Annotated in this window: 15 protein-coding genes; 6 read left to right on the forward strand and 9 right to left on the reverse strand. The window is 59.2% G+C overall.

Going from position 1 to position 18864, the window contains the following annotated elements:
• Positions 1–1722 (reverse strand): proline--tRNA ligase, encoded by a 1722-nt coding sequence (locus ACWHXT_RS08305; protein ID WP_447957911.1) that lies wholly within the window; start codon positions 1720–1722, stop codon positions 1–3.
• Between the two features lie 188 nt (positions 1723–1910).
• Between ACWHXT_RS08305 and ACWHXT_RS08310 the strand changes: the two genes are divergently transcribed.
• Positions 1911–2345, forward strand: coding sequence for a hypothetical protein (locus ACWHXT_RS08310; RefSeq protein WP_447528725.1), 435 nt, complete (start codon positions 1911–1913; stop codon positions 2343–2345).
• Here ACWHXT_RS08310 and ACWHXT_RS08315 read toward each other — a convergent pair.
• The 3 genes from ACWHXT_RS08315 to ACWHXT_RS08325 form a co-directional block, all read right to left on the reverse strand.
• A complete protein-coding gene (locus ACWHXT_RS08315; protein ID WP_447957912.1) occupies positions 2342–3538 on the reverse strand; it encodes a benzoate/H(+) symporter BenE family transporter in 1197 nt (398 codons plus the stop codon). The genes ACWHXT_RS08310 and ACWHXT_RS08315 overlap by 4 nt on opposite strands.
• 115 nt (positions 3539–3653) lie before the next feature.
• On the reverse strand, positions 3654–5072 hold the full coding sequence (locus ACWHXT_RS08320; protein ID WP_447957913.1) for an amidase: 1419 nt from the start codon (positions 5070–5072) through the stop codon (positions 3654–3656).
• 406 nt (positions 5073–5478) lie between these two features.
• A complete protein-coding gene (locus ACWHXT_RS08325) occupies positions 5479–6216 on the reverse strand; it encodes a Crp/Fnr family transcriptional regulator (RefSeq protein WP_447957914.1) in 738 nt (245 codons plus the stop codon).
• 299 nt (positions 6217–6515) lie between these two features.
• Here ACWHXT_RS08325 and ACWHXT_RS08330 point away from each other — a divergent pair, with 299 nt between their 5' ends.
• A complete protein-coding gene (locus ACWHXT_RS08330) occupies positions 6516–7103 on the forward strand; it encodes a helix-turn-helix domain-containing protein (RefSeq protein WP_447957915.1) in 588 nt (195 codons plus the stop codon).
• Here ACWHXT_RS08330 and nfo read toward each other — a convergent pair.
• Positions 7073–7933 carry a deoxyribonuclease IV gene (gene nfo, locus ACWHXT_RS08335; protein WP_447957916.1) on the reverse strand — a complete coding sequence of 287 codons (861 nt, stop codon included), beginning with the start codon at positions 7931–7933 and terminating at the stop codon, positions 7073–7075. The two genes, ACWHXT_RS08330 and nfo, sit on opposite strands and share 31 nt — an antisense overlap.
• A gap of 32 nt (positions 7934–7965) precedes the next feature.
• A complete protein-coding gene (locus ACWHXT_RS08340; protein WP_447957917.1) occupies positions 7966–8730 on the reverse strand; it encodes a glycerophosphodiester phosphodiesterase family protein in 765 nt (254 codons plus the stop codon).
• A gap of 159 nt (positions 8731–8889) precedes the next feature.
• Here ACWHXT_RS08340 and ACWHXT_RS08345 point away from each other — a divergent pair, with 159 nt between their 5' ends.
• Positions 8890–9867 (forward strand): NADPH:quinone reductase, encoded by a 978-nt coding sequence (locus ACWHXT_RS08345; protein WP_447957918.1) that lies wholly within the window; start codon positions 8890–8892, stop codon positions 9865–9867.
• A gap of 75 nt (positions 9868–9942) precedes the next feature.
• On the opposite strand, the gene ACWHXT_RS08350 is transcribed toward ACWHXT_RS08345, so the two are convergent.
• Positions 9943–10590: a TenA family protein gene (locus ACWHXT_RS08350; RefSeq protein WP_447957919.1), complete on the reverse strand. Its 648-nt coding sequence runs from the start codon at positions 10588–10590 to the stop codon at positions 9943–9945.
• 263 nt (positions 10591–10853) lie between these two features.
• Between ACWHXT_RS08350 and ACWHXT_RS08355 the strand changes: the two genes are divergently transcribed.
• The 3 genes from ACWHXT_RS08355 (at position 10854) to ACWHXT_RS08365 (ending at position 14259) form a co-directional block, all read left to right on the forward strand.
• The gene (locus ACWHXT_RS08355; RefSeq protein WP_447957920.1) at positions 10854–12704 is read left to right on the forward strand and encodes an SLC13 family permease; all 1851 of its coding nucleotides are present in this window, start codon (positions 10854–10856) and stop codon (positions 12702–12704) included.
• Positions 12705–12782: 78 nt separating this feature from the next.
• Complete coding sequence (locus ACWHXT_RS08360) at positions 12783–13541, forward strand: DeoR/GlpR family transcriptional regulator (protein WP_447528735.1); 759 nt, start codon at positions 12783–12785, stop codon at positions 13539–13541.
• 493 nt (positions 13542–14034) lie between these two features.
• Entirely contained in the window at positions 14035–14259 is a 225-nt protein-coding gene (locus tag ACWHXT_RS08365; protein WP_447929020.1) for a hypothetical protein, read from the forward strand.
• Between the two features lie 91 nt (positions 14260–14350).
• Here ACWHXT_RS08365 and ACWHXT_RS08370 read toward each other — a convergent pair whose 3' ends face one another.
• Together ACWHXT_RS08370 and ACWHXT_RS08375 are read right to left on the reverse strand one after the other, a co-directional pair.
• Positions 14351–15991, reverse strand: coding sequence for a glycerol-3-phosphate dehydrogenase/oxidase (locus ACWHXT_RS08370; protein ID WP_447957921.1), 1641 nt, complete (start codon positions 15989–15991; stop codon positions 14351–14353).
• Positions 15992–16255: 264 nt separating this feature from the next.
• Positions 16256–18745, reverse strand: coding sequence for an acyl-CoA dehydrogenase (locus ACWHXT_RS08375; protein ID WP_447957922.1), 2490 nt, complete (start codon positions 18743–18745; stop codon positions 16256–16258).
• Positions 18746–18864: the final 119 nt, after the last annotated feature.

Here is an 18864-nt window from a genome sequence, read left to right on the forward strand (position 1 = left end):
TTAGCGGCCGGCGCGTTCGTTTAAAAACGCGGTGATCTGATCCTTGTCCACCATGGTGGCCTCGGCGTCGCGGCGGCCCTTGTACTCGAGTTCGCCGTTATCCAGGCTGCGATCGCCGATCACGATACGGTGCGGCACGCCCATCAGCTCCAGGTCGGCGAACTTGACGCCGGGCCGGGTATCCCGGTCGTCCAATAGGACGTCGTAACCGGCCTCGGTCAGCGACTGGTAGAGCGCCTCGGAGGCTTCGCGCACGCGCTGGGATTTGTGGGCGTTCATGGGGACCAGCGCGACGTTGAACGGGGCGATGGCATCGGGCCAGATGATACCGGCGTCATCGTGGTTCTGCTCGATAGCGGCGGCCACCACGCGGGTGATGCCGATACCGTAGCAGCCCATCCAGGGGTGGATGGTTTTGCCGCTATCCCCCAGCACTTTGGCATCCATGGCCTCGGAGTATTTCTGACCGAGCTGAAAGACATGGCCGACTTCGATGCCGCGCTTGATCGAGAGCGTGCCTTTGCCGTCCGGGGAGGGATCGCCTTCGACCACGTTGCGCAGATCCGCCGTTTGCGGCAGCGCCAGATCACGCTCCCAGTTGATACCGAAGTAGTGCTTGCCTTCGATATTGGCACCGGCGCCGAAGTCGGACATCAGCGCGACGCTGTGATCGATGATTATCGGCATATCGAGCCCCACCGGGCCCAGTGAGCCAAAGCCCGCGCCGGCGGCGGCGCGGATCGCTTCTTCGTCGCCCATGGTCAAAGGGCTTGCCACCTCGGGCAGGTTTTCCGCTTTCACTTCGTTGAGCTCATGATCGCCGCGCACCAGCAGCGCGATCAGCCCGCCTTCAGCGCCGCGTACGATCAGTGTTTTCACGGTTTTTTCGATCGCAAGGCCGTGCTGCTCGACCAAGGCGGCAATGGTCTTGGCGTTGGGCGTGTCGACCAGGTGCATTTGTTGGCTCGGCGCGTCGCGCTTGGCGTCGCTGCCAAGCGGGGCAGCCAGCGCTTCGGCTTTTTCCATGTTCGCCGCGTAGTCGGATTCGTTGGAGAAGACGATATCGTCTTCGCCGGAGCTTGCCAGCACGTGGAACTCGTGAGAGCCGGTTCCGCCGATCGAGCCGTTGTCGGCGATCACCGGGCGGAAATCGAGCCCCAGCCGGGTGAAAATACGCGTGTAGGCGTCGTACATGTGCTGATAGGTTTCGCCGAGCGAGGCTTCATCACTGTGGAAGGAGTAGGCGTCCTTCATGATGAACTCCCGCGAGCGCATGACGCCAAAGCGCGGGCGGATTTCGTCGCGAAACTTGGTTTGAATCTGGTAGAAGCTAACGGGCAACTGCTTGTAACTGGAAATTTCCCGGCGAACGAGGTCGGTAATGACCTCTTCGTGGGTCGGGCCCACGCAGTAGTCGCGCTCGTGGCGGTCCTTGACGCGCAAAAGCTCCGGGCCGTACTGCTCCCAGCGGCCGGACTCCTGCCACAAATCCGCCGGCTGCACCGCGGGCATGAGCACTTCCTGAGCGCCGGCGCGGTCCATCTCTTCGCGCACGATGCGCTCGACCTTGCGCAGCGTGCGCAGCCCCAGCGGCAGCCAGGTATAAAGGCCCGAGGTCAAACGGCGAATCATGCCGGCGCGCAGCATCAATTGGTGACTCACGACCTCCGCATCGGCCGGGGTCTCTTTTAGTGTGGCAATCAGTAGTTGGCTGGCGCGCATGAGCGAGGAACTTCCTTTAGGGTCGGTAATACGTTGAATGATTGCATTGTACGGGCAAGCGGTAAAGGCGGCAAAAATTAAGCGCCGTGCCAAAGCGTTAGCGCAATTATGCTAGACTGGGCCGCTCCAAATGGTATAACCGGTTTATAGCCAGGCCATTTTTTTTCACTTTTTCAGGAAGGGCATCGATGAAACAGCTCGTACACCGTGGTTTGAAAGGCGCCGTCATAGGGGGGCTGATCATTAGCTTGAGCGGTTGCGGGACGCTGTTTCACCCGGAGCGCAAGGGCCAGCTTAGCGGCAACGTAGACCCGGTGGTGGCCATCGCCAACGGCGTTGGGCTGTTGTTTTTCATCCTGCCCGGCGTGATCGCCTACGCAGTGGACTTCTCCAACGGCACGATCTACTTGCCCAGCAATTCGAGCGCCTCTATCGATACCTTCAAGCTCGACGACTCCCAGGATCTGGCTTCGCTCGAGCGAATCCTTTCCGACAAGGCCGGCCAGCCCGTCAACCTGCACGATGAGCTTTTGATCATGGAAGAGGTCGAAAGCCTGGATGAAGCGCTTGCCCTGGTGCGGATGTCCGGCGTCATGGACGACGAGCGCCTGAGCACGCTTTAAAGTGCGCGCCGGGCAAGCTTTAACGTGATCAGCCCGGCCACCAGCCCCCAAAAGGCGCTGCCAATACCCAATAGCGTGATGCCGGAGCCGGTCAGCAAAAAGGTAACGATCGCGGCGTCGCGCTGATCGCTTTGCGCAAACGCGCCGGCAAGCCCCCCACTCAATGTGCCCAGCAGCGCAATTCCGGCAAGTGCGACGACCAGTGCCTGGGGCAGGGCCGTGAAAAGCCCGGTCACCGTCGCCCCGAAAACGCCCATCAGGATATAAAACACGCCCGCCGCCACGCCCGCCGTGTAGCGCCGGCGCATATCTGCGTGGGCGTCCGGGCCGATACACACCGCCGCGCTGATCGCCGCCATGTTCAGCGCAAAGCCGCCAAGCGGTGCCAGCAAGAACGTTGCCGCCCCGGTCCAGCCGATCAGCGCGGAGCTATTGGGCTGATACCCCGCCGCGCGCAGTACCGCCACCCCGGGCAGGTTTTGCGTGGCCATGGTGATGATGAAAAGCGGTATGCCGATGCTGATCAGCGTGGTGGGTGCGAAAGCGGGCGAGGTCCATACCGGTAGCGCCGGGGCAAGCGGGATACCCGCCATATTCACCTGGCCCAGCAAAAGCGCACCGGCAAGCCCCACCAGCAGCACTACCGGTACGGCAAGCGTTGGCCAAAGCCGCCGCCCCGCAAGCCAGGTGACCAGCATGATCAGCGGTAACAGCCACTCGGTTTCCATCACGCCAAATAGCTCGAGCCCGAAGCGCAGCAAAATGCCCGCCAGCAGGGCCTGGGCAATGGCGTTGGGAATATGGCGCATCAGCCGCTCGAAAAGCCCGGTCACACCGCACAGAGTGATCAAAAACGCCGAGAATAGAAACGCGCCGATCGCCTCGTTGATCGGCACGCCAGGCAGGCTGGTCGCCAAAAAGGCCGCCCCAGGCGTGGACCAGGCGGTGAGTAGCGGCATGCGGTAGCGAAGCGAAAGCCCAAGCGAGGTCAATCCCATACCGATACCCAGCGCCCAAAGCCAGGAGCTGATCTGTGCCGCCGTCGCGCCCGCCGCCGCGGCGGCCTGAAAGACGATGGCCGCCGAGCTCGTATAGCTAATGACCACGGCCACCAGCCCCGCGGTAACCGTGGAAAGCGTGGTATCACGCCAAAGTGAGGGGCTAGCAGGAGTAGAATGCTCGGGGGTGGTCATGGCGGGCCTTTAATCGTCGGTATACGTTATAACGCACAAAAACGACGCTACCATTGTGCGCTATAGCGCACAATGGTTGTGGGGCGTTCACCACGCCCGCCTTTGGGGGAATCACCTATCCCGGCGTATGGGAAGGGTTGGGAATGCTTGGAAAGCGCGGCGGGTTATGGAGCATGTAGGCGTGGCACGCGCGCAGCACGCGTACATCGTCGAATTTACCGCCGGCAAGCTGAAAGCCTACGGGTAGCCCTTCGTTGGTAAAGCCGCAGGGCACGGAAGCCGCTGGCTGCTGGCTCAGGTTGAAGGGGTAGCTAAACGAGGCCCACTCTTCCCAATCGCGCATGTCGCTGCCCGGTGGCACTTCGTGGTTGGCCTCGAAGGGGGGAATCGCCACCGCCGGGGTCATCAGCAGATGGTAGTTCTGGTTGAAATATTCGAGGCGCTGAGTGATGTAGGCGCGCTCGTTGAGCGCCCGGAAAAAGTCCAGCCCGCTCCAGCCTTGTGCCTCCTTGGCGTTGGCCACCAGGCCCGGGTCGAGCAGTTCGCGCTGCTTGTCGTCCAGTTGATCCCACTGGTGAAGCGAGGCGGTGAACCAGAGCTTGCGAAAGGTATCGATCGCCGGGCTCAGGCCCGGGTCGACTTCCACCACCTCGGCGCCCAACTCACTCAGCATGTTGGCGGCTTCGCGCACCTTTTCGGCCACTTGAGGGTCGACGTTGACATGGCCCAAATCCGGCGAGAAACCAATACGTAGGCCTTTCAGGCTCTTGTGCAGGTCTTCGCCCCAGCAGTCGGGCTGGCCGCGAGTAGCGTAGGGGTCGTGGTAGTCGTAGCGGCCGATCACGTTGAGCATGCTGACCGCGTCTTCCACCGAACGGGTCAGTGTGCCCAGATGTGAAAGGCTGGGCTCCTTGGCCGGCGGCCACTGAGGCACCCAGCCGTAGGTCGGTTTGAAACCGAAGGTGCCGGTAAAGGCGGCGGGAATGCGAATCGAGCCGCCGGAGTCGCCGCCCTGGTGCAGTACGCCCATGTTGAGGGCCGCAGCCACCGCAGCACCGCCGGACGAGCCGCCGGGTGTGAGCCGCGTGTCCCAGGGGTTGGTGGTGGCGCCGAATACGCGGTTATCGGTCACCGCTTTCCAGCCAAATTCCGGCGTATTGGTTTTGCCCAGAATGATCGCCCCGGCTTCGCGCAGCATACGCGCCGGTGGGGAGTCGGTATCGCACACCTTTTTGGTGGTGGTGAGCGAGCCTTCCCGGCACGGCATGCCCGCCACCTGGGCCAGGTCCTTCATCGACACCGGCACGCCGTCGATGGGGCTCAACGGTTTACCCTGGCCCCAACGCCGGGCCGAGGTCTTGGCGGCGCTTTCGGCGCCCTCGTGGTCCACGTGAACGTAGGCGTTGACCTCGTCATTGAAGCGATCGATACGCTCCAGCGCGGCGCGGGTGGCTTCAAGGGGTGAAGCCTGTTTGTTTTCGAAAAGTTTACGAAGCGAATGGGCATCCATTAAGCCTAAATCGGTCTCGCTCACAACGACTCCTTGTCTGATTCTTCTCCGGGTTTGTACTTTGTCGGCAGTGAAGCCGATATAAGCCTAGCAAGTAATGCCGAGGGCGCAAGACGTCCGGTTTTTCGTTCTTAAACGTGCCCAACCGAGGCGTTTTAAGGGAAAGGTCCTGATGGTTTATCCTGATTATCAATGAATATTAAGGTTATTTAGTGGCTTTGTTATATTAGGTTACTTACAACCCTGGGTTTAAAAGCCAATATGGCCTGGGCGGATAAGGATATTCGTCAGGGAGTATCGAATCAGGAAGATTTCCAGGGAGGCGCGGGCAGGATGCCCGCGATGTTCACACGGACGTCGCAGCAAAGCCCGGCCTTATGGCCGGGCTTCTACGTTATAGCCCTGCGCATTCATTAATGGGGGCAAGGCATCAAATTTCCTTGGCCAGGCATGGCGGGGCTTGATCCAGGTGCAGGTACGTTGCATCGAAGCCGCTAAAGGCTTTCATCCTTTCCCAGTCGCGAATTTTCATGCGTTTGCTTTCCCAGAAAATCAGCTCTTCAGCGCGGAGCTTGCTCACGACGCGGCTGGTATGTACCGGGGTGATGCCCATGGCCTCGCCTATTTGCTGCTGGGTCAGCGGAAGGTAAAACGAATGATCGCTCGTCAAGCCGGCCGCCCAGGAGCGAACCAGTAATTCGCAAAACAAATGGGCCATGCGCTGGTCGGCCCGCCTGCCGGCAATGTTGAAAACCCATTCGCGTAAGGTGGATTCATCGACGAGCATCGACCAGAAAAGAGCGCGCGCAATTCGCGGGTGGTGTTCGTATATTTTTTCGATATTGTGCTTGGGAATAGACGTGAACGTCGAGGGCACCACAGCGCATATGGAGTGATCCATTTGCTTTATGAGGGTGATATGCACATCGCACGCGTCGCCGGGTACCAAAAACGCGAGCGCTTGAAACTTGCCTTCTGCACTCACCTTGTAGCGCGTCGCCCAGCCTTCGAGCAAAATGTTGACTTCGTAGGGTTTGTCTTCTTCTTGTATGAGGTTTTCGGACTTTTTCAGGGTTCGGATGGGGGTTACATAACCTTCGAGTGCGCTGACTTCCTCTTTAGAAAAAGATTGGAAGTTTTCCAGTTTCCTAATGAAGTTCTTGAGCAAAAGACGTATCCCTGAAATATTTACTCATTAAATATCCGCATTTATAAGCCTGAAAAATAGTTTTGTAAAAACAAATATTTATTTAAAAAGTTAACATTGTTGAAGGTTTTCTGAAAATGGTTTTTTATTTTTAAAGATGATACATCGATAGTCAGCTCAAGCTGTTGACAGGCCTCGCCTCGGCTCTTTTTTTTATCGCCTGTCGAGATTAGAAAAATGAACAGGGGTGTAGTAAAAATTCGTCTTGTTACGGTTCAGGCGCCGGCGCGATGCGCCGGGCCCATTCAAAGGAGAGATCGATGACACGCGAATCACCCGCCATTGCCGGTCACGTTGCCAGTACCGTTAAACGGCTACGCAATGCACGGGGGTGGAGCCTGGGTCGAGCTGCCACGCAAACCGGTGTGAGCAAGGCGATGCTGGGGCAAATCGAACGCGGCGAATCGAGCCCGACGGTGTCCACTCTCTGGAAAATCGCCAGCGGGTTTCGGGTATCGTTTTCCACCTTGTTCAATGGCTCGAAGCCCGCCCAGGGCGAGCTTGAGCGTGATAGCGGGGAGTCGGTGTGGGGGCATGATAGTGCGGGCATGCAGGCGCGGCTGCTGTTTCCGTTCGATCCGCTTTTGGGCTTCGAGATGTTCATGATCGAGCTTGCCCCGGGGGCAATGAGCGAATCCGCACCCCACGCAAGCGGGGGCGTCGAGCATATCGTGGTCGTCGAGGGGGAAATGGAGCTGCGCATCGACGAACGCTGGCAGTGTCTGAAAGCCGGCGAGGGGCTGCGGTTTTTCGCCGACCGGCCCCACGTCATGCGCAATAGCGGAGCGGCGAGGCTTCGCTTTCACGACGTCATTCACTACCTGCCCGGCGCGGCTTCGGGCAACTGAGTACGCAGCCAGCGGATCTCTTCCGGCCAGTTTTCTGGCTCGACGGTTTCCAGTATCAGGGGGATATCGTCGGTGCGAGCGTCCTGAATAATGGTCGTGAACGCCTCCAAACCAATGTTGCCCTTGCCCAGGCTATGATGGCGGTCCACTCGGCTTGCGAACTCGCTTTTGGCGTCGTTCAAGTGCATGCCGCGCAGGTAGTCGAACCCCACGATGCTGCCAAGCGCGTCCAGGGTTTGCTCGGTGGCCTTGGCATCGCGCAGATCATAACCGGCGGCGAAGGCGTGGCAGGTATCGATACACACGCCCACGCGGGTTTTGTCCTCGACGTTTTCGATAATCGTGGCCAGGTCCTCGAAGCGCCAGCCCAGGTTGGTGCCCTGGCCTGCCGTATTTTCGATCACCGCGGTTACACCCCGGGTTTGTTCGAGCGCGATATTGACCGACTCGGCGATACGTAAAAGGCAGTCGTGCTCGCTGATCTTTTTCAAAAAGCTGCCCGGGTGAAAGTTCAAAAGCGTCAGCCCCAGCTGTTCGCAGCGCTGCATCTCATCCAAAAACGCCGCCCGGGATTTCTCGAGGCCTTCCGCCTGGGGGTGGCCCAGGTTGATCAAGTAGCTATCGTGGGGAAGAATTTGGTGAGGCCCGAAGCCCTGTGCGTCACAGGCTTTTTTGAATGCCTTAATGGCCTCTTCGGTGAGCGGCTTGCCTTTCCACTGGCGCTGGTTCTTGGTGAACAGCGCAAAGGCGTTGGCGCCGATCTCGACGGCGCGGTGTACGGCCTGGTCCGGCCCGCCGGCGGCACTGACGTGGGCACCGATATACTTCATGACGTTTCCTTACTGGGACGTGGTTTCGCCCATTATGCGTTATCCCGGTGATCCAAAAAACGTTTGAAAAGCGCCGGTTGATCGGTAATCGCGCTCGCAATCCCCCAGGCCCAGCGGGGCTCGAAGGCGCTGGGGTCATTGGGTGTGTAGCAAAGAAGCTGATAGCCGGCCCCGACCATTGCCTCGGCCTGGGGGCGTTTCAGGCGTGACCAGTCCGGGTGGATACTAAACGCCTCGAGCTCTTCGCATACCGCCTGCCACCCCTTGGGGATGCTTGCGAACAGCACACCCAGCGCGAGGGCGTCACTACCGGCGAATTCACGGCAGCGGCGCAGCGCCGCCATATCGAAAGAAGAGACGATAAGCCGCTCGGCGGGAATTTCGTTCAAAAGCGTAGGCATTACCGCGTTGACCAACGCGATCGGGTCGCGGCCCTTATTGACCTTGATTTCCAGGTTGACGCCCATGCCGAGCTCGTTTAAAAGCGCCAGCATTTCATCCAGGGTGGCCATTTTTTCACCGGTGAAGCGGTCGCAAAACCAACTGCCCACGTCCAACCGCTTGGCGGCTTGCAGGCTCAGGCTTGCAAGCCCGCCGCGCCCGTCGGAGCAGCGCCGGACATCGGCGTCGTGCCAGATCACCGGCGTGGCGTCGGCCAGTAGCTGCACATCGAGCTCTACCCAGGTGGTGCCGGCGTTGTAAGCTTCGCGTACGGCGGTCAGGGTGTTTTCCGGGGCGGCAGCAGAGTAGCCGCGGTGGGCGATCAGCGCCGGTAACAAAATGCCTGGATTCGACATGGTGTATCCGTAATAGTGGGGAATAAAAGGCCAGTCTAGCATGGGTGTATGACAGCGCGATGGCTTCGCCAGAAGGCTTGATTTATCGCCTCTGACGCGGTTGGATAATGCAAGGTAGTCGATCGTTTAATCATCCAGGGAATATGGGAGTGTTCGTTTATGGCCAAGCGGATCGAGTTTGCAACCACCGGTGACTCGCAAGTGCTCGAGGTAAAGGATGTCGACCCTAAAGCGCCGGGCAAGGGCGAGGTTCGCATTGCCAACAAGGCCGTGGGGCTCAACTTTATCGATATCTACTTTCGTACCGGGCTTTACCCGGCGCCCTCCATGCCCTCCGGGCTTGGCACGGAAGGGGCCGGCGTGGTGGACGCGGTGGGTGACGGCGTGAGTCATTTGAAAGAGGGCGACCGAGTGGCCTACGCCCAGGGGCCGCTGGGTGCCTACGCCGAGCTTCATGTGCTCCCCGCCGACAAGGTCATCAAACTGCCCGACGGTATCGACTTCGAAACCGCTGCGGCGAGTATGCTCAAAGGTCTGACCGTTCAATACCTGCTGCGCCAAACCCAAAAGCTCGAAGGCGGCGAGACGATTCTTTTTCACGCCGCCGCTGGTGGGGTGGGCTCCATTGCCTGCCAGTGGGCGAAGGCGTTGGGCGTGAAGCTGATCGGCACGGTGAGTTCGAAGGAGAAAGCCGAGCTTGCCAAGGCCAACGGCGCCTGGGCGACGATCAACTACGCCGAGGAGAACGTGGTCGAGCGCGTGCGCGAGCTGACCGATGGTCAGATGTGCGACGTGGTTTACGACTCGGTGGGTAAAGATACCTGGGAGATGTCGCTTGACTGCCTGAAGCCGCGCTCGCTGATGGTGAGCTTTGGCAATGCGTCGGGCCCGGTCGATGGCGTCAATATCGGTATTCTCAACCAAAAGGGCGCGCTGTTCGTGACTCGGCCAAGCCTTAACGGCTATGCCGACACCCGGGAGCGCTTCGAGCAGATGTGCAGCGAATTTTTCGAGATGATCGAAAGCGGCAAGATCAAGATCGACGTGGCCAATCGCTACCCGCTCGAAGAGGCCGGCAAGGCCCAGGATGCGCTGCAAAGCCGTCGAACCACCGGTTCTACCATTCTTCTTCCCTGATCCTGGGTTAGAAATTTTCGAGAACAAAAGCCGCCCTGGGCGGCTTTTGTCGTTTGAACGCGGCGGCTTTGAGGGTTACTGGTCGGTATCTTCGTAGACCCTATCGAAAAAGCGCTGCTCGATGTGGCTTGCATCGACAAAGGGGGCACGCAGGCTCTCGAAATCGCGCTCGGCACCGACCCGGTTGAGCTCGGTACGTAAAAAGTCCACCCAGCGCACGAAATCCTCATCGCTATGAATCACGATCCAGTCGCGGTGTTCGGCGCGTTCGGGCAGCGGCTGCTTGGCGCGCTGGGCCCAGTCGAGATAGAGCCATTCAGCCACCACCAGTACGACCAGAATCAGCGCGTAGTCCTGGGATTGGCAGGCCTTGTCCATAAGCGCAATGAAGGCCTGGGTGGGTTCGGCATGAGGTGGGTTGCGCCACTGCGCCTCGGCGACGCCGAGTGCCTGAAAGGCGTCAATGAAATAGCGGTACTCGCCCCCGGCCACGATGGCTAGCTGGCGCGCGTGGGTGAGCCGCGCCTCGGGGTCATCCGCGGCGCACACCGCCGCGCCCAGTAAACGTACGAAGGTATCGCAAAAACAAAAATCTTGAACCAGGTAGCGCGCGAACGCGGGATCACTGATATCGCCGCTGATCAGTTCATCGACGAAACGATGATTGACCGAGGCGTCCCAGTACGGGGCGGCGGCTTCGCGCAAACGTTGACACAAATCCATATAACGTCCTTTCAGTGGTGGGGGCAATGAGCGCTCGTAAGGGGAGCGCTCATTGCCCGATTGATCGGCTTAAGTGTAAGCGCGGCAATGGGCCCGCGAAAGCCGGTTTTAAAGCGAAGCCGCCATTGGCGCCCCGGGTATGAATACCCTATGGCTTCGCCCGCCAATTAATAAGTTAACTTGCGCCGTGTTTTGGGTTAAAAGATCAATAGATTACATACCACGCGGCAACCGTGCCAGGTGGTAAAAGGAGACGTTGTTCAATGGCGATCGAGTCGCTCGGACTGGCCCCCAGTACGCTCATTTTCATCATCCTGGCACTGACACTGGCGGCGTTCATTTGGGGCCGCTTTCGCTATGACCTGGTCGCGCTGACCGCGCTTTTGAGCTCGGTCATGGTGGGCCTGGTGCCGGCGGATGAGGCTTTTTCAGGTTTTGGCCACCCGGCGGTGATTACCGTCGCCGCGGTGCTGGTATTGAGCCGCGGTTTCGAGCGCTCCGGGGTGGTCGATATCATCGCCCACCAGGTCATGAAGGCCGGTGAGCGCCTGATGCTGCAGCTTTTGGTGCTGGTGGGCACGGTCGTGGTGCTCTCGGGAATCATGAATAACGTCGGCGCTTTAGCGCTACTGTTGCCGGTGGCCATGCGCCTGGCGCGCGAGCACAATACCTCGCCTTCACTTTTGCTGATGCCCTTGGCGTTTGGTTCGCTACTAGGGGGGCTGACGACGCTGATCGGTACGCCGCCCAATATCATCATCGCCGCATACCGGGGCAACATTACCGGCGAAAATTTCAGCATGTTCAGCTTCTCGCCGGTGGGCGTGGCAGTGGCGCTGGCGGGCCTTGCCTTTATCGTACTGCTGGGGTGGCACTTTACCCCCAGGCGTAATAGCCAGGCAGGCTCTGCGGACATGTTCGATACCGCCAACTACCTGGTCGAGCTAAAAGTCGCCGAGGAATCCAAAGCCAACGGGTTAACGCTTCAACAGCTTCGCGACGAGTTGGACGAAACGATCCCGGTGCTTGCCGTAGTGCGCGATGATAGCCGCCTCGCGGGTTACTCGTTTCACGGCGTGCTCAAGCAGGGCGATATTTTATTGCTCGAAGCCGGCCCGGACGAGCTTCAGCTACTGGAGGACAAGGTCGGCTTGAGTGCCGTGGCGGAGCTTGACCAGGACGCGCCGGAGGGGCAAACAAGCCAGGATGAAGAAGAGCTCGACCCGCAGGACGACGAGCCGGTCGACACCGAAGGCCTGCAGCTTGTCGAAGCGGTGGTACGCAATGATTCGATGATGATCAACCGCAGCGTGCGCCAGCTTCGCCTCAACCATCAGTTCGGTCTTCATCTGGTGGCCGTAGCGCGCGATGGCGGCCGTTTGAAGCAACGCCTTCGCGATATCCGCTTTCAAACCGGCGATGTATTGCTGCTCCAGGGCAGCGAAAAGGAGATTGGCTACAGCCTCTCGACGCTTGGCTGTCTGCCGCTTGCCAACCGCGAGCTACACCTGGGCCAGCCGCGTAAGCTTGCCGTGTCGTTGGGAATTTTTGCGCTGGCCATTGCCGCCATGTTGTTTGACCTGCTGCCCGCCGCGGTCGCCATGAGCTCGGCGGCGCTGGTGTCGCTTTTGATCGGCGTGCTGCCGCTTCGAGAAGGCTACCAGGCCATCGACGGGCCGGTGATCATACTGCTGGCCGCCATGCTGCCGGTGGGCGAGGCACTCGAAACCAGTGGCGGGGCGGATATCATCGCCAACTCGCTTTTATATTTTGGCGCCGATTGGCCCGTCGTCATCTCCCTCGTGGGCCTTTTCATCCTGTGTATGCTGCTCTCCAACATCGTCAATAACGCCGCCGCGGCGCTTTTGATGGCGCCGATCGCGGTGAGTTTGGCAAACGGCTTCGACGTCTCTTTGGAACCCTTTTTGATGGCCGTGGCGGTTAGCGCTTCCTGCGCCTTTCTGACGCCCATCGGGCATCAGTCCAATACCCTGGTGCTCGGCCCCGGTGGCTACCGTTTCAGCGACTACTGGAAGCTGGGTCTGCCGCTTTCGATCGTGGTCATGGTCACCGCTATCCCCGTAATTCTGCTAGTGTGGCCTTTATCCGGCTAGACGCCTGCATTTTTGAACCCGTGAACACGGCCAGGCGCGCGATAGCGCGCCTGGCCACCTGTATAAAAGGCTCGGCCCATGAATCAACAGTATCGCCAGGACGCCATTGTCGAACTGGTACGCCAGAACGGCTACGTGAGCATTGAGCAGCTCACCGAACACTTCGCCGTCACCCCGCAAACCGTTCGTCGTGATCTCAATACGCTCTCCGACGAAGGACGTATCCGCCGGGTACACGGTGGCGCCGGGGTGGAGTCGAGTACGGTGAATACCGCTTACAGCACGCGTAAAACCCTCCATCTGGGTGAGAAAGAGCGCATTGCGCAGTGCGTGGCCGCGCACATCCCTGACCACGCGTCGCTTTTCATCAATATCGGTACCAGCAACGAAGTGATCGCCCAGGCGCTTTTGGAGCACAAGGGCCTCGAGATCATCACCAACAATTTGAACGTGGCCGCCATTTTGCAGCGTAAAGAGGATTTCTCGGTGATCATTGCCGGCGGCCAGGTACGCTCGCGCGACGGCGGCATCATCGGCGAGGCGACCATCGACTTCATCAATCAGTTCAAGGTGGATGTCGGCATCATTGGCATTAGCGGTATCGACGAAGACGGTTCGCTCCTCGAGTTCGACTATCAGGAAGTGCGCGTCGCCCAGGCCATTATCGCCAACTCGCGGCGGGTGTACCTGGCGGCGGACTACTCCAAGTTTCACCGTAACCCGGTGGTTCGCCAGGGCAACATCGCCCAGCTCGATGCGCTATTTACCGACCGCCAACCGCCAGAGGCCATCATTAAGCTACTGGGCGAGCACGGTGTCGAGCTGCACGTTGCCTGAAATACGCATCGATTTCCTGAAACGCTATTTCAAATAGTTTTGAAGTAGGGCGTTTAAACGCCGCCTCGAAACGACATTGGCCGATTATATTTAAAAAGTATTGAACGTCGCTGTTGATCCTAAAAAGCCGTCACCCCAGTGGCGGCTTTTTATTCGATTTAATGACGCGTTAACGCACTTTTTTAAAGCATAACGCCAATAAAACGATCGTTTGAAAGTAATCGACATAAATAGCGCTCAGCGAGTGCTGGTGTAGTCGAGTTACAACCCCGGCCCCTGCCAATGATCGATTGTCGGCGTTATCGGCGTCGGCCATAGTCACGTCATGGCTTTGAATAACGCATCCCTCAAAGCCCGGCGCTTGGACTTTATAAGCCAATGCGCCTCATTAGGACACTGCGAGGTCTACCGCCCCGCGGGCGTCGGCGCCTCACCCCAGGCGCTCGAAAACTCTTTTAAACCCGTAAGCGGTAACAACGTCAAGAGGTGGTTTATGAACTGTATCGAATTGAATCAACAAGCCGACCGAATCGCCAGCACGTTCAGCAAGCAAGAGCTTGCCAAACTGGTACTGGCACTTAAAAGCCAGGGCGAGTCACTTCAACAGGCGGTCGAAGTGCTCGACACGATCGATACACGCGCGGGCTACTCGATGGAACAGGCCTGGGAAGAAGTGCTTGCCCAGGACTCTCAACTGATCGTCGAAGACGAAGAGTAGACGTGTCGAAGGCAAAGAGTCGAGTAGCGACCAGCGCGGTAACTAAAAAAGCCCCTTCAAGGGGCTTTTTTATCGAGCGCTTTATGGGACTTTATTGGGTCAACTCCGCCGGCGGGTGGGTCGTGTCCGGGTTGTTGTCGAAGTAGGCATTGAAGCGCGCCTCGGCGTCGTCGCCAAACAGTACCTCGCAGGCCTTTTTGAGGCCTTCGGAGCGCGCCAGTTCGTCGCGGTGGACCACCAGCGACACCTTGGCGCGGCGGCGCAGGAAGTCTTCGAGCTCGGTGATCATTTCATGATCGCGGGCGTACTCGAGCTCGCAGCGGATGTATTCGGTTTTCTCGATGAGGATCTCCGCCTCGGTGGGATCGGCCTTGATCTTGTCGAGCATGGCGAAGGCATCCAAACCGTAGCGGCGCCACAGCCGTGAAGAGAGCTTCTCCGTCGAGGTGGCCGGGGTCAGCTTGTCGAGCTCCATCTCGCTTGCTTGCTGCATGAACGACGCTTTTACATCGTCGCCTGGCTCGCCGTACCAAAGCTTGTTGGGAGCGCTCAGCTCGACCCCGAGCCTGGTTAACTCGTCGGCGATCTCTTCGCCCACGTTCAGGCAATCGGTCAGTTTGCCGCCGAAGATGCTGATGTGGGCGCTCTCTTCGTGGGTGTCGATCACGTGTTTGCGCGAAAGCTGCAGGAAGTCGCGCTCCTCGTCTTTCTCGGCTTTAACCGCCAGCGGGCGTACCCCGCACCGGGTAGAAACCACATCGTCCTGGGTGAGCGGCGTTTTAAGCGTCAAACGCGAGTTGATATTTTCGAGAACGAACTGAATATCTTCCTGGGTGACCTCCGGGTTGGGGTGCTCCATGTGCGTATCCGTGGTCCCGATGCAGGTACGGTTGCCCATTGGAATCACGAAGAACAGCCGCCCGTCGTTGGCGAAAAACGCCAGTACGCGCTTGGTCTCGGTCAGCTGCGGTACGATCAGGTGGATACCCTTGGAGTACATGTGCTGGTGCGAGGTGGTTTGCTTTGTCAGCGCGTTGTGCTCGTCGACCCAGGGGCCGGCGGCGTTGATCAGCACTTTGGAGCGAATTTCGAAGGTGGCGCCATTCATCGCATCGCGGGCTTTCGTGACCCACACGCCGTTTTCACGCTCGGCACCGAGCGACTCCACGTAGTTGACCGCCACGGCGTCGAACTTCATGGCTTGACTTACGAAGTTGAACACGAAGCGGGCGTCGTTATCGTAGAGGTAGGCATCCGAGTACTCGAAGCCGCCTACAGCGCCTTCGGTTTGAATGATCGGCTCTTCCTGTTTGATGTTTTTCGGCGATAAAAGGTTGGGGCGCTTGGTGAAGCCGTTACCCATCAGCCAGTAAAGCCAGGTGCCCGCCCATAGGTAGTACGGGGAATGGCGAAATCCCTTGGTAATGGTCGTGAGAAAGCGAATTTCCTTGACCGTAGACGGGTAGCTTTTAATCAAGTGGTTGCGGCTTTTACAGAGCTTGCGCACCAGCCCGAAGTCGTTGGACTCCATGTACTTGATACCGCCCCACACCAGGTTGGACGAGTGCATGCTGGTGCTGCCGGCGAAATCCCCGCGGTCGATAAGGGCGACTTTCGCGCCTTTCCCCGAAAGGGCAGCGGCGGCGGCCGCACCGTTGATGCCGCCGCCGATAATCAGCGCGTCATACTCTTCATTGGGCAGCTTTTCGAGATTGCGAGTTCGAAGCGTCATAGCGGTTACCGTCAGGTTTAGGCGTGGGGCCGAGGCGTAAAGCCGCGCTTTATTTTCAATAACGAAACTATAGATGATCGATTCCGAACATTCAACGCGTTTAGCCCTGGGTGGGTCACTTCAGTAACACCAGTAAACGAAGCTTCGAAAGTTTTAGATAAGAGCAGCGTACGTCTGGTACGCGACAGCGCGATGACGTGCATAAAAAAAGCCGACCCAGGGGGCCGGCTTTACCGTTTCAGTAGCGTTCGAGCAGCAAGCTTTCTATTTGATGCTGGCCTCTTCGCTAACGGCCGGGGCTGGTTTGGCGGCCGCGTTGTGGTTGATCAGCGTCGACTTGTTGGTCGCGAATTCGTCGTAGGCGAAGTCGTCCACGGTGAGCATCTCCAGCACCTCTTCTTCGAAGATGCGCATGAACTCGGCGTCCTCTTCGCTAACGATACCCGATTCAAGGCCCGCTACGACACGTGCTTCCGGATGAAGCGCGGTTTGCGGTAGCTCGCCTTTGGCGTAGGCCTTGTTGACCGTGCGATAGATCTTCTCGGCGCGCTCGTAGTCCACCAGCAGGGCGTTGTAACGCGCCAAGGGGTTACGCTGTTCGCCGTCGTCCTGATCCCAGGTGTTGTGCAAAAGCTTGGTGCGCAGCGCGCTGTGAGTCGAGACCCGGTGAGCGATATCGCGGGCGAAATCGTCGTGGGGTTTGTCCCAGCGCCGGCCAGCAGGCATCACCACGGCATTGAGCACCTTGCCAAGCGCGCGGTTGGGCAGGTTGTCGAAGATTTCGACGAACGCCTGCTCAGCGCGGTGGAGCAAGAAGCGGCAGCTATAGTGCAAGAGCGCCTCTTCACCTTCGACCTTGTCACCGGCCTGCCACTGCTTGAGCACCATGGAGGCAAGATAAAGGTTGGAGAGCACATCACCCAGGCGCGCCGAGAGCATTTCGCGCTTTTTAAGCGCCGAGCCCAAGCTTGCCATGGCGGCGTCGGCACACAGGCCGAAGCCTGCCGAGAGCCTGGCGATATCCTGGGCGTAGGCGGCGGCGGGGGCGTCAAACGGCACGCCGGGTTTGCCAATGCCGATGCCCAGGGTCAGGGCGCGGGCCGCGTTACCGAAAATGAGCCCGGCGTGTTTGAAGAACGCCGTGTCGAACGCTTTCATGTCGTTGGCGTCCTTGGCGGCCAGTTCTTCGAGTACGTAGGGGTGGCAGCGGATCGCGCCCTGACCAAAGATCATCAGGTTACGCGTCATGATGTTCGCGCCCTCCACGGTGATCGCCACCGGGTTAGCGCTGTAGCCAATGCCTAAGTAGTTGCGCGGGCCAAGCGTGACCGCTTTACCGCCATGCACGTCCATGGCGTGGCTTAGAATCTCACGCTGGAATTCGGTCAGCTGGCTTTTCAAAATCGCCGAGGGGACCGCGGGCTTCTCGCCGTGATCGATCAGGTTAGCGGTCTGGTAGACCGTGGCCTGGGCGATATAACCAAGGGCGGCCATTTTAGCCAGCGGCTCCTGCACGCCTTCCATCTCGGCCACCGGCACGTTGAACTGGCGGCGCACGCGGGTGAAGCCGCCGCTCCAGCCCAGCGCATAGCGCGCGGTGCCGGTAGCGCCAGAAGGCAAGGTGATGCAGCGCCCAATAGACAGGCACTCGACCAGCATGCGCCAACCCTGACCGATCATGTCCTGGCCGCCAATGATGGTGTCCAGCGGTACGAACACATCGTGTCCCTTGATCGGCCCGTTCATGAAGGGGCTGCCGATCGGATGGTGGCGACGGCCGATTTCCATGCCGGCGGTGTCCCGGGGGATCAACGCCAGGGTAATGCCGCGATCTTCTTCGTCACCGAGCAGTTTTTCCGGGTCGAACAGGCGAAACGCCAGGCCGACCACGGTGGCGATCGGTGCCAGGGTGATCCAGCGCTTTTCGAAGTTCAGGCGTACGCCGAGCACTTCCTGGCCATCGATGGTTTGCTTGCAGACCACGCCGGTGTCCGGAAGGGAGGTGGCGTCAGAGCCCGCGCGCGGGCCGGTCAGGCCAAAGCAGGGAATTTCGCGGCCATCGGCCAGGCGCGGCAGGTAGTGATCCTTTTGCTCTTGAGTGCCGTACTTGAGCAGCAGCTCACCCGGGCCGAGCGAGTTGGGCACGCCCACGGTGACCATCAGGGTCTCGTTGGCCGAAAGCTTTTGCAGCGCCATGGACTGCGCCTTGGCCGAGAAGCCTAGACCGCCATACTCTTTCGGGATGATCATCCCGAAGAAGCCCTCTTTTTTCAGGTAATCCCAAAGCTGCTGGGGAAGATCAGCACGCTCGATGGAGATATCCCAGGCATTACACATGCCGGCGGCCTTGGCGCACTGCACGTCGAGAAACGCCTGCTCGTCTTCGCGAAGGCCTTCGTCTTTATAGTTTAACAGCGTGTTCCACTCGGGCTTGCCGGAGAAGAGCTGGCCATCCCAGGCAACGGTACCCGCTTCGAGGGCGGTGCGCTCGGTGGCGGATACTTTCGGCGCGACTTTTTTGAACGTGGCGAAAATGCGCGGTGTCAGCCATAGCCGGCGAAGCGGAGCCAGGCCCGCCGCCGCGACCAGTAGCGCCACGATGATGAGGATAAAGCCGGTGACCGGTGCCTCGAACACCAGACCCACCAGCCCTAATACCGCGAGTACGCCGATGGCCGGGGCCGCACCGGCCTCGCGGCGCATGACCACCAGCAGGCCTATCACGGCCAGCACTATAAGCAGTAGCGTGAGCATGGAATTTCTCCTTTTTGTTTATGCAGAGTCTTCAAGCGTGGTTCGTTCAGGGCTTTTTGTACAAACCTGTTTTTGAAACCGGGGGTTTGGGGCAGCGCCCAGGGTACGTATTTAAACGA

It is taken from the genome of Vreelandella halophytica, assembly GCF_968193635.1.